General features: G+C 42.8%; 2 protein-coding genes. Both read left to right on the top strand.

The features are described from left to right. Positions 1 to 233 (top strand): hypothetical protein (locus tag ACFIK0_RS09940; protein WP_375663993.1); only part of this gene is annotated, 233 nt, incomplete at its 5' end. Between the two features lie 18 nt (positions 234 to 251). Beyond that, on the top strand, positions 252 to 521 hold a 270-nt coding region (locus tag ACFIK0_RS09935; RefSeq protein WP_375663992.1), incomplete at its 3' end, for a hypothetical protein.

Raw genomic sequence — 521 nt, 5'->3', positions numbered from 1 at the left:
TCGAACTGTTCATCAGTCCAGACAATATCCATAATTTCATGGACGATCTGGATATGCATGACCCAGACGCTTCATTTGGCTACTCATTCGCATACGTCTACAGCGGAATTTTCACAATCACATTTGAATTCAAGAATGCGACTGTCAAGAAATTCGATGTTGCTAACGACTTTGTAGCAAACTTCAAAGATTTGTTACCAAAGCCAACAGCAACACCAGCAACTAATAACTAACAGAAAGGAAAGATAGAGATGGACTTTAGTAAAGATAAAATGGTTCCCGGTCAACCAAACTGGGACGAACAACACAGCAGTTTGATTGACGACCTGAATTCAAATCTGGGGGGGGTAAATCTTAAGCCCTCTGACACACGAACCGACGGTTTGGTTTGGCTCAACAACGCACGAAACAGTCAAGCAACATGGTACCGTACCACTGAACTAGGCGGTGGATATCGTATTGTTGAACTGGCGTTAGACTTTACGGGTATTTCTGCAAAGGCATGGGAAGCCAAAGAAATT

Source organism: Bartonella sp. CL63NXGY (genome assembly GCF_042194905.1).
GTDB lineage: Bacteria > Pseudomonadota > Alphaproteobacteria > Rhizobiales > Rhizobiaceae > Bartonella.
Note: the sequence above shows the minus strand (reverse complement) of the source record. Positions and strands in the feature narration are given on the sequence as shown.